Origin of the sequence: Anabaena sp. 54, from assembly GCF_017355725.1 — a bacterium.
Classification (GTDB): Bacteria; Cyanobacteriota; Cyanobacteriia; order Cyanobacteriales; family Nostocaceae; genus Dolichospermum; species Dolichospermum heterosporum.
Map to the genome: position 1 here is coordinate 56,734 of NZ_JAAVWA010000029.1, position 11,290 is coordinate 68,023.

8 protein-coding genes are annotated in these 11,290 nt (G+C 36.0%); 6 read left to right on the forward strand and 2 right to left on the reverse strand.

The features are described from left to right. Both HEQ36_RS20700 and tatA read left to right on the forward strand, forming a co-directional pair. Positions 1 to 1,722 carry an IS1634 family transposase gene (locus HEQ36_RS20700; protein WP_053538855.1) on the forward strand — a complete coding sequence of 574 codons (1,722 nt, stop codon included), beginning with the start codon at positions 1 to 3 and terminating at the stop codon, positions 1,720 to 1,722. A gap of 426 nt (positions 1,723 to 2,148) precedes the next feature. After that, positions 2,149 to 2,325, forward strand: coding sequence for a twin-arginine translocase TatA/TatE family subunit (tatA, locus tag HEQ36_RS20705; RefSeq protein WP_168636032.1), 177 nt, complete (start codon positions 2,149 to 2,151; stop codon positions 2,323 to 2,325). A 442-nt stretch (positions 2,326 to 2,767) separates the two neighbouring features. Here tatA and HEQ36_RS20710 read toward each other — a convergent pair whose 3' ends face one another. Then, entirely contained in the window at positions 2,768 to 2,947 is a 180-nt protein-coding gene (locus tag HEQ36_RS20710) for a hypothetical protein (RefSeq protein WP_168636033.1), read from the reverse strand. Positions 2,948 to 3,153: 206 nt separating this feature from the next. Here HEQ36_RS20710 and HEQ36_RS20715 point away from each other — a divergent pair, with 206 nt between their 5' ends. From HEQ36_RS20715 to HEQ36_RS20730, 4 genes are all read left to right on the forward strand, one after another. After that, on the forward strand, positions 3,154 to 3,372 hold the full coding sequence (locus HEQ36_RS20715; RefSeq protein WP_027400858.1) for a type II toxin-antitoxin system HicB family antitoxin: 219 nt from the start codon (positions 3,154 to 3,156) through the stop codon (positions 3,370 to 3,372). Beyond that, positions 3,369 to 3,590: a type II toxin-antitoxin system HicA family toxin gene (locus HEQ36_RS20720; protein WP_027400857.1), complete on the forward strand. Its 222-nt coding sequence runs from the start codon at positions 3,369 to 3,371 to the stop codon at positions 3,588 to 3,590. The genes HEQ36_RS20715 and HEQ36_RS20720 overlap by 4 nt, the downstream gene beginning before the upstream one ends. 85 nt (positions 3,591 to 3,675) lie before the next feature. Then, complete coding sequence (locus tag HEQ36_RS20725) at positions 3,676 to 4,728, forward strand: dipeptide epimerase (protein WP_168636034.1); 1,053 nt, start codon at positions 3,676 to 3,678, stop codon at positions 4,726 to 4,728. Next, positions 4,712 to 5,758, forward strand: coding sequence for a DUF1611 domain-containing protein (locus HEQ36_RS20730; RefSeq protein ID WP_027400855.1), 1,047 nt, complete (start codon positions 4,712 to 4,714; stop codon positions 5,756 to 5,758). Before HEQ36_RS20725 ends, HEQ36_RS20730 begins: the two co-directional genes overlap by 17 nt. A gap of 46 nt (positions 5,759 to 5,804) precedes the next feature. On the opposite strand, the gene HEQ36_RS20735 is transcribed toward HEQ36_RS20730, so the two are convergent. After that, complete coding sequence (locus HEQ36_RS20735; protein ID WP_168636035.1) at positions 5,805 to 11,219, reverse strand: ATP-binding sensor histidine kinase; 5,415 nt, start codon at positions 11,217 to 11,219, stop codon at positions 5,805 to 5,807. Positions 11,220 to 11,290: the final 71 nt, after the last annotated feature.

The window sequence follows — 11,290 nt, forward strand, 5'->3', positions numbered from 1 at the left end:
ATGGCAACTGAATCCATAATTACAAACGAACGAGTAGATGACATACCCGTACTACTCACACAGATAGAACGGATGGGTGTACAAAAGCTAATAGATAAAAACTTCCCCACCCATGGAAATTGGCGAGGACAAAGCTTGGGGAATGTAGCAGTGATCTGGTTAACACATATCTTATCGCAAGCAGACCACCGTTTAAATCAAGTTCAAGCCTGGGCTGGTAAACGGTTAGAAACATTGAAAAAATTGATTGGTGAAAGCTTAAACGAACTTGACCTAACCGATGACCGATTAGAAGCAGTATTGCGTTACCTTAACTGTGACGAGAACTGGTATGCGTTTGAGGAAGAACTGGGAAGTAATTTGTTGCAAGTGTATGATATCAAACCAGAACGGGTAAGACTGGATAGTACAACAGCTTCAAGTTATTGCGGGGTGAATACTGAAGGGCTATTTCAATGGGGTCATAGCAAAGACCATCGTCCAGATTTGGCACAAGTCAAAATCATGCTATCAACATTAGACCCATTAGGAATGCCAATAGCAACAGAAATATTATCGGGAGAAAAAGCAGATGACCCTTTATATATCCCCGCAATTGAGAGAGTCCGTTCGACGCTAAAACAGCCAGGATTACTGTATATTGGGGACTGTAAAATGGCATCAATGGGGACAAGAATCCATATTGTATCAGGGGGAGATTTTTATCTATGTCCTTTAAATGCCAAGCAAACACCGACAGAAAAATTAAGAGAATATCTGCAACCAGTTTGGGATGAAAAACAAGAATTGACAACTATCAATTATGATTATGCAGATGGAAAAACGAGAGAGATTGCTGAAGGATTTGAACTAAAATTGCTCCAAAAAGAAAAGATTAACGAGCAAGAAATATCTTGGGAAGAGCGACAATTAGTAGTCCGTTCTTATGCCATTGCCCAGACAGAGGAAAAATATCTACGTGAACGCATACAGAAAACCGTTCATGCTCTTGAACAACTAAAAATCCCCAAACGCGGCAAGAAAAAGCTGACATCATTTCCAGAGTGGGAGTTATCTGTAGCTGAGATTCTCAAGCGTTATCGGACTGGGGGATTATTTGAAATTGATATTCAAACTCAGCGAGTTGAAAAAGTTAAAAGACAATATGGCGAACGTCAATCTCAAATAATAGAAGAAGTTTCCTTTAATTTAGATTTTAAAATTAATGAAGACGCGGTAAAACAACAAGTTCAACTGTTAGGCTGGCGAGTTTATGTCACTAATGAAACTGAAGCTAACCTGAGTTTGAAACAAGCAGTTCGTGCTTATAGAGATGAGTATTTGACAGAACGAGGATTTGCTCGACTTAAAGGCTTTCCTCTTTCTTTAACTCCAATTTATTTACAACGTGAAGACCATATTACTGGTTTGATCCGACTACTTTCAATTGGTTTGCGAGTTTTGACTCTTTTAGAGTTTCAGGTTCGTCGCCATCTTGACAAAAATCAAGAAAAATTGGCTGGACTTTATGCTGGTAATCCTCAGCGTAAAACGGCACGTCCTACTGCTGAAATGCTTCTTGTTGCATTTAAAGAAATCACATTGATATTAATTGAGGTTAACAATGAAGTCTACACTCATTTAACTACTCTTTCCCCTTTACAGCAGCGTATTCTTGTTTTACTTGGGTTTCCCCCTACTATTTATACTCAGCTTAGTGGTCAATCTTTTACTCCTGAGTAGAATTCTTCTAACTCTCGCAAAAATGGGCGAACCGGGAGTTATAACAGAATAAATTCTATAGTTATACTCAAAACGGCTTGACTGTTTGATTCTAAACGTAGGGGTAAAGCAAGAGCTTCATTGGTGTCAACTTAAGCTCAAATCCCTACCACATCTCGTTCCTAGTCTCTGACTAGGAATGCAGTTGATGAGGCTCTGCCTCTAATATTATTGAAGGCAGAGCCTTCTAGAATTCATTCCCAGTCTCTGACTGGGAATGAGACGACTTGAGTTCTTTGCGGGATTTGCGGGATAGATGTTTTACGTTAAGTTGACACCAATAAGCTTTTGCTTTACCCCTACACATCTGGGTTATTTGTCATTTGGCAAAAGTTTAAATCTCACCCGTTTTTAGTATAATTACAGTGACTCAAGAGGAAAATCATCATGTTTGGATTAGGCTGGCCGGAAGTAGCGATTATTGCCATAGTTGCTATTTTGATTTTTGGACCGAAGAAAATTCCTGAGTTGGGAGGAGTCTTGGGAAAAAGTCTCAGAAATTTACAAGAAGGAATGAAAAAATCTAATGAAGATGATCATTCAGACAAAGAAAACTTCGATTAAGAAAAACAAATTATTTCCCAGAATAAATATCTTTAACTAGTACCGTGCAGCTTAAGTAAATGAACCATTTTCAAGCCTTGTAATCAACCAATTTCCGAGCTTTTACTTTTAATAGTTATCTTATTTCCGCCAACCTGTACTATAGGACTCCTATTTGATTTTTGAACGGAACTCGGTACACCTTTATATTCTTGAATCCTCTTACCTCTTGCATGATTGCCTCTTGCCTTCCTCCGTAGGAAAATATGGCTAACGCCACGCTATGCCTGATGCCTCCGGCACGCTACCGCGAACGGCACACTGCGTGAACGCTATCAGGAATCAAACCGGATTCCTATAGATATGCAAAATAATGAACTAAGCTGTTGTGCATTTAGTTTGTATAATTCTAGCGGGCAAGATGCCCGCACTACAAAGTTCAAGTAAATTATGGTTATCAAATTTAGCTGCGGCTTCCAGATACATTATCTGCTGCTTCATCTACAGTAATACGTAACTCAGTTGCTTGAAATTCATTTTCCAGATTATTACACGCTAGTTTGATAGCCCCTCGAATTAGTCCTTTGTTAGTTTCTACTGCTAAATCAGATTGCCAAGAGTAGAATACTGTAAATTGCATCATAATGTATATTGTTGGAAGTTTCTTTATATCGTAAACATTTTACATCACGGTTTGTAATTTGCATAATCAACATAGCGTTTCAAACACCCAACTCAATGTAAAATACACCAAGCAAACTGGCAAATAAAGTTATATGATATAAATGATTTACCAGAATAAAATATTTGTAACTAGGTTTGTTATTTCATGGAGAACTTGATTGAACTATGGTAACAATAAAATCTCAACGGAAAGTGCTGTTATCTCATGGTGAAGATGGGTATTTTGTTGTCGAAGTACCCAGTTTACCCGGTTGTATTAGTCAGGGTAAAACTCGTGAGGAAGCTTTAGCTAATATAGAAGAGGCAATATCTCTCTACATTGAAGTTTTGCAAGACAGAAATGAACCTGTTCCAGAAGATACAGTTGAGGTTGTGCTGGTGTGAGTAAATTACCTATAATCTCAGGTTTAGAGTGTGTAAAAGCACTAGAAAAAATCGGCTTTGTTGTGGATAGGCAAAGAGGAAGTCACATTATAATGGTTCGTGAAGAACCTAGAACCACAATATCTGTACCAGATCATAAAGAACTAGATAGAGGTACTTTGCGTGGGATTATTCGACAAGCGGGTTTGAGTGTGGATGAATTTATTGAACTATTGTGAAATAGCAACAAAGCCATAACCTGAACATTTTCCCACTCATTTTATAATTTCTATTTCTTGTCACTATTCCCTAATTAATATATTTATGCAAATCAACTTTCAAACCTTCACCGTCAACAAACGATTTCCCCTCACAATTAGTCGGGGGACAACAGCACAAACAACAAATATCTGGTTACAAATTACCGCAGAAGGAATTACAGGTTGGGGAGAAGCATCTCCTTTTGGTGTGGGCAACCATAGGCAATCTACGGAGAAAATCCAAGAAAACTTGCAGCAAATCATACCTACTTTACAAAAATATAGCCCTTGGCAACGGCAGGAAATTGAGGCACTATTAGAACAAATGCAAATTCCGTCCGCAGTCAAAGCGGCTGTGGATATGGCATTACATGATTGGTTGGGTAAGCGTGTGAATTTGCCATTGTGGCAACTGTGGGGACTGGATAAAAATGCGATCGCCCCAACATCGGTAACAATTGGCATTAATTCCCCAGCAGGTGCAAGGGCAAGGACGGGAGACTGGTTACAATTTATGGATGTGCAGTTGTTAAAAGTCAAATTAGGTTCAACCGAGGGAATAGAAGCAGATCAAAAAATGCTCTTAGCGGTACGGGAAGAAGCGGACGGAAAAGATATATTTGTTGATGCTAACGGAGGTTGGAATTTAACCGATGCTGTAAATATGTGTAATTGGTTGGCTGATTTGGGAATAAAGTATGTAGAACAGCCATTAGCAAGGGGTGAAGAAGCAAATTTAGCCGAATTGAAAAAACATTCCCCCTTACCAATTTTTGTAGATGAAAGTTGCTTTACCAGTGCGGATATTCCCCAATTAGCTAATCATGTTGATGGCATTAATATCAAATTAATGAAATCTGGGGGAATCACTGAAGCCATGCGGATGGTGCATACAGCCAAAGCCCATAATTTACAAATCATGTTTGGCTGTTATTCTGATAGTTGTCTAGCTAATACCGCCGCTTTACAACTTGCACCACTGGCTGATTATTTGGATTTAGATAGTCACTTAAATCTAATTGATGATCCTTTTACTGGTGCAGTGGTAGAAAATGGGCGAGTTTTGCCGAATAATTTACCTGGTTTGGGAGTGAAACACTGTGCGTCTGTCGCTTAATCAAAAAATAGCAATTCTTCTTCATGAGGGAATTACTGGAGTTCAAGGAAAAACAGGGTTGTCAATTTTACGCTACAGCGAGTCCCCCATTGTGGCGGTGATTGATAGAGAATCTGTAGGTAAGTCTTTAGTCGAGTTAACAGGTATTCAGCGAGATGCGCCAATTGTGGCATCTGTGACAGCAGCTTTACAGTATAAACCGGAAGTTCTAGTAATTGGGATTGCACCTAAAGGTGGTGCTGTTCCTGATGATTATTGGCTGGATATCAAAGATGCCCTCAAGGCGGGAATGTCTTTGGTAAATGGGTTACATACACCAATGGCAAATATACCGGAGTTAAATGCCCTCCTGAAACCAGGACAATTAATTTGGGATGTCCGCAAAGAACCAGCTAATTTAGATGTAGCATCGGCAATGGCGCAAACTCTGCCCTGTCGGCGGGTGTTGACGGTGGGAACGGATATGGCTATTGGTAAAATGTCTACCAGTTTGGAATTACACCGGGTGGCTAAGTTGCGGGGTATCCGTTCTAAGTTTTTGGCTACTGGTCAAACTGGGTTAATGTTGGAAGGGGAAGGGGTGGCTTTAGACGCTGTGCGGGTGGATTTTGCTGCCGGTGCGGTGGAACAGTTGGTGATGCGTTTTGGTCAACATTACGACATTTTGCAAATTGAGGGGCAAGGTTCTCTTTTACACCCTGGCTCAACGGCTACTTTACCGTTAATTCGCGGTTCTCAACCTACACATTTAATATTGGTGCATCAAGCAGGACAAACCCATAACCGGAATAATCCTCATATACCAATTCCAGCGTTATCTGAGGTGATTCGGATGTATGAAATTGTTGCTAGTGGTGCGGGGGCTTTTCGTCCTGTTCCTGTGGTGGGAATTGCGTTGAATACTCGGAATTTGGGGGAAGTGGAGGCGAAAAATGCGATCGCTCAAATTATAGCAGAAACTAAGTTACCTTGTACAGATCCTGTTCGGTTTGGGGCTGGGTTATTATTGGATGCTGTTATGCAGAGTTGAATATTTTTTTGCACGCAGAGGCGCAGAGGCGCGGAGAGTAGGCGTTTTATGGTTGGTGGAGTTTTATGGGAATTTCAATGATAAATTCTGTTCCTTTTCCGGGTGCAGAGATACAATCTAATTTACCACTGTGTTTATCTACGATAATTTGATAACTGATTGATAGTCCTAAACCTGTACCTTCTCCTACAGGTTTGGTGGTGAAAAAAGGATCAAATATGCGTTGTTTAATTTCGGGTTTTATCCCCATACCATTATCTTTAATGGCAATTTGTACCCAATTATTATTAATGATTTGAGTGCGAATAATGATCTGGTTAGGATTATTCTTGAGTTCTGCGGTAGATAAACTTTTTTCACGCTGTTTGAGAACATCAATGGCATTACTAATGATATTCATAAATACCTGATTTAGTTGAGAAGCATAACATTGGACTAAGGGAAGATTACTATAATTTTTAATGACTACATTCCTAGAATAGCCTAACTTTTCTTGGAATCGAGTTTCTAAAATCATTAATGTACTATCAATTCCCTCATGGATATCTACAGGTTTCATTTCGGACTCGTCAAGACGGGAAAAATTACGTAAACTTAAAATAATCTTCCGAATCCGTTCTGAACCTACCGTCATTGAATCAAGAATTCTAGGTAAATCTTGAATAACAAAATCAAAATCATTGTCTTGTTTATATTTTTCAATAGTAGCTGAGTGACTAGGATATTCTTGTTGATATATATTCAGTAAATTGATAATAGATTCAGTATAATTACTAGCGTGTTCAATGTTCGCATAGATGAAATTTATAGGATTATTAATTTCATGGGCAATACCCGCTACCATTCGTCCTAAACTGGACATTTTCTCCGTTTGGATTAGTTGGGATTGTGTGGCTTTTAACTCATGTAGTGTTTGTTCTAAATGCAGATTATTTTCATTTAATTCCTGAGTTCTTTGGGTGACTTTTTCTTCTAAATTACTATAGAGTTGGGCATTTTCTAGGGAAATAGCAGCTTGAGAAGATAGGAGGTTTAATATTCTTAATCTGTCAATAGTGAAAGCACCCACAGTTAGATTATTTTCTAAATAAAGAATACCAATTAATTGCCCTTTATTCAAAATAGGATTGCATAATATAGATTTAGATTGATGCTGAATAATGTATGAATCATTGGCAAAATCCTGATCATTTGTAGCATCACTAATTAATAAATATTCTTGCATATTTGCTACATAATTAATAATACTTGATGGTAAATCTTGGCTATCGTTAATTGGTGTAGTAGAAAATTTACATTCATGTTCATTCATACATTGAGCTACTAATATTAAATTTCCCTCTTTTTGCAAAATTAATGCAGATTTATTGGCGGCAACATTCTCTGATATTACCTGCATGAGAGTATATAATAACTTATCTATCTGAATTTCCGAAGCAATGGCTAAGGATGCCTTAGTCACAGTTTCTAAATCTAATAATGCAGAAACACCCGTCAAACTAGGTTTACTAATAAGTGTACTTACTTCACCGGCTGTTAATTTAGTTTTGGTTTGATTAATAATAGTTTCAAGTAAATGAGGATAGGTTTTTTCTAAATGCTGGATTTTAGCCTTAGCTCCCCAGTTAGCATAACAATAATAAGCATCTATTAAATAAGTTTTAGCAATTTTTTCTTTATTAACGCTCAAATAAAATTTAGCTGCTAGTTCATTAGCTAGTGCTTCTTCGTGAAGATATTTATTTTCTTTAGCTCCAGTAATTGCTTGATCATAAAGCTCCATTGCTTGCCAATTATTTCCTAAGACTCTCGCTTTTTCTGCTTCAATTAATTGATATTTATGTTGATAATTCATGGGGGCATGAATAGCCCAATCTTGCATATTTTGCTGATTAGATATAATTTCTTGCATGGATTCTAACTGCTCATTTTCCAGCAAGTAGGGATATTCAGCTAAAAGAGCCAAAGAATAGTAAAAATTATGTTCACTGCCAATAACTTGTCCAGTGACTGCTGCTATATATGGTTTTGCTAAAATGGCACTATCAACAGCATTTTTATATTGGTAAAATAAATAAAATTGAATTGTTTTTGTTAAATAAAATCCAAATAGAGAGTTATAATTTTTAGTATTAACAAAAAATAAAAATAATTCCTCACTCAAAAAATCACCGTTAAACTTACATTTATCATAGTTTATACCTACATCTGGATTTACGTTTATAAGATTAAAAATGATCTGTTGCCAAATTTTTAGATTTTGAGTATGCCAATCCAGTTTTCGATGAGATATTAAAGCCAGATAATATTCTAGATATTCATATACATCTACTAAATTTTCACCGGCAAACAACAACATGAAGACATGACCGGTACAACAAGATCCTAGAAAGTCTGTTTCACCAATTTCCCAACCATAGTGAGCAATGTCTTGTAAGGGAAGTATTGATTCTCGAAAATGCTGTTTCCAATACATGATCTCGCAATACCACAACATGACAACTCTAAATCTGATTACTTTAGAATCAAATTTATCTGATAAATTAAAGGCTAATTTTCCATATCTATATCCAGTATCAATATCCGCAAAAGTATCACAAAGTATAAAACCATAAACAATATATCCATAGGCAGATTCCGCAGAATTTCCATAGTTACTAGATAGATATATCATTGTAAATATAATCGGCAATACCAATGATGGATTTGATATATAAGCCACAAGACTGAGACTAACTAATATCCCCATAGCTGCTAGTGCATAAGGATCTATCATTTTTGGTAAACTTATTAAATCCTCAATATTGACATTTTCTGGAGGTACTTGTTCTAAGGTAACTCCTAACATCTCTAATAATTTTAGACCTGTATAAATGCTTGATTCCATGTCATACATGAGCATTTGTTTTTTATATACCTTTACTTGGTCTAATATACTAGTTGCATTTTTTCTAACTATTTCTATATAGGTTATTGCTTGTTCAGGATTAATATTTAAGTATTCTGCTTCTACAGATTCTACATAAAGATTTAAAGTCAATTCATAATCATATTCCCAACTGTTTACGTCTAAAAGTTGCAAGCCTACACTTAAATATTTGACAGCAGCTTCATAAGCAGTAGAAGATTTGGCTTTACAACCAGCAATTAAATTTAATTTAGCTAATTCATATCTTTCTAACTGATTAGTAATTAATTCTATCCCAATATTTAACTGATTAACTATCTCAAATATTTTCTCTTCTAGTTCCACCGCATTGGTATTTTTTAACAGTAATTGACCAATTTTTAAATGCGTTGCTGATTTATCAACATCAGAAATTAGGGCATAAGCTGCTTGTTGAACTCGGTCATGGAGAAATTTATATTTAACGAAAATTAATTCCGTGTTATTAACCGGGAAATTTAAGTTAAAAATATCAAATGCTGATTGTTCGTCTGTAAAAAATTTATACGCTTCATTTTGGGGGATAATCAGTTCTTCTTGCAACGCATTCCATAATTCTGCCGCTACTTGGATTTGGGATTTTTCACAAACGATAGATAGGGTGGCCAAATCAAATTGGTTGCCAATACAAGCAGCTATTTTTAAAATATCTTGAGTATTTCTAGGTAATTTTTGTAATTGTGTTTTCAGAAAATTAACAATATCATGGTGATGATATAAAGCTTTAGCTGCATTGATATCACACTGCCAATAACCAAGGCTAAAATTAAACGTAATTAATCCATCTTCATGCAATGATTTAAGTAATTGATTGGCAAAAAATGGATTACCTTGAGTAGTTTTTAAAAGTAGTTCTGTGAGGTCTTGGCTATCTGATTCTGGACAACATAGGGTATCTTTAACTAATAGTCTAAGATGAGATTTATCTAAAGCTTGTAAAATAATCTGATTAATTGTGATATTGTCTTGACGAATATCATCTAAGGTCAGGATTAAAGGATGTCCTGGGTTAATTTCATTATCTCGATATGCACCAATTAATAATAAATATTTTGTATATTTTGCACACATTAATAATTTTATTAATTTTAAAGAAGCTATGTCAGCCCATTGTAAATCATCTAAGAAAATGACTAATGGATGTTTGCTAGTCGCTAATACTTGAATGAATTTACTAAATAATAGGTTGAAGCGATTTTCTGAAGCATTACCTGTGAGTTCGGTAACTGGTGGTTGCTGTCCAATAATATATTGTAGTTCAGGAATAACATCAATAATTACCTGTCCCTGTTCTCCTAATGCTGATAAAATCTGGGTTTTCCACTCTTGTAACTGCACTATATTTTCAGTTAGCAGTTGTCTCATGAGACTGCGTAATGCTTGCACTAAGGCAGAAAAGGGAATATTTTTCTGAAACTGATCATATTTACCAGAGATAAAATAACCTTTTTGCCGAACAATTGGTTTATGAACTTCATTAACTACAGCAGTTTTACCAATCCCAGAAAACCCGGCAACTAACATTAATTCTTTGTTGCCAGCGCTGATGCTTTCAAAGGCATTTAATAAAGTAATAATTTCCTGTTCTCTACCATATAGTTTGTCATGAATCAGAAATCTATCACTGATGTCTCTTTTTGCTAATTCAAAGTTATTAATCTCTCCTTCAGTTAATAACATTTTTTGACATATTTCTAAATCATATCTAATTCCTCTAGCTGTTTGATATCTATTATCGGGGTTTTTTGCCATTAACTTAATAATGATATTTGCAAGAACTGGAGGGATTTGTGGATTAATTTCTCTAGGATGAGTAGGTTCTTTGGCGATATGGCAGTATACTAATTCCAAATGATTTTGACTATAAAAAGGTAATTGTCCTGTGAGTAATTCATAAAAAGTTACTCCTAAAGAATAAAAATCAGTACGGTAATCTATGCCTCTATTCATTCTTCCCGTTTGTTCTGGAGACATATAGGTAAGTGTCCCTGATAATACATTCGGGCTTTTGATGTCCGCAGTTTCTTTAGGTAATAGGGAGGAAATACCAAAATCTATCAGCTTGATTTCCTGAGTTTGGGGATTAATTAGAATATTTCTGGGCTTAATGTCTTTATGAATAATTTTCTTGGCATACAAAAACTCTAATGCTTTAGTAATTGCGATCGCAATAGGCATAAAAGAGTTAATATCTAATTTTTGTAAACTGGTATATTCACTCAACGATATACCACTAAAATCTTCTAAGATTATGGCATAACTATTACCATATTTTTCTAGGGCATAACATTTAATAATATTTGGGTGATCTATTTGTTGACTAATAGCAAATTGATTTTTAAATGCTATTAAATCCTGCAACCGGGGATATTCTGCGTTGAGAATCTTGATAATAACTGAAATCTGTGTTGTTTGCTGTTGACCACGATAAACTGTAGTTTTTTTACTAGCATAAATAAGTTCAGTAATTGTATACCCAGGAATAGTAACTATACAGATATTACTTTTGTTCATCTTGTTTTTTCAGAGATATTCCATCTTCAGGGGAGGTGGGGAGGTGGGGGGAGTTGGGGGCGGGGGGTGCG

Bases quoted from the DNA above. Each gene is read 5' to 3' on its own strand.
- HEQ36_RS20700 (WP_053538855.1), top strand. From the start codon at position 1: ATGGCAACTGAATCCATAATTACAAACGAACGAGTAGATGACATACCC.
- tatA (WP_168636032.1), top strand. From the start codon at position 2,149: ATGTTTGGATTAGGCTGGCCGGAAGTAGCGATTATTGCCATAGTTGCT.
- HEQ36_RS20710 (WP_168636033.1), bottom strand. From the start codon at position 2,947: ATGATGCAATTTACAGTATTCTACTCTTGGCAATCTGATTTAGCAGTA.
- HEQ36_RS20715 (WP_027400858.1), top strand. From the start codon at position 3,154: ATGGTAACAATAAAATCTCAACGGAAAGTGCTGTTATCTCATGGTGAA.
- HEQ36_RS20725 (WP_168636034.1), top strand. From the start codon at position 3,676: ATGCAAATCAACTTTCAAACCTTCACCGTCAACAAACGATTTCCCCTC.
- HEQ36_RS20735 (WP_168636035.1), bottom strand. From the start codon at position 11,219: ATGAACAAAAGTAATATCTGTATAGTTACTATTCCTGGGTATACAATT.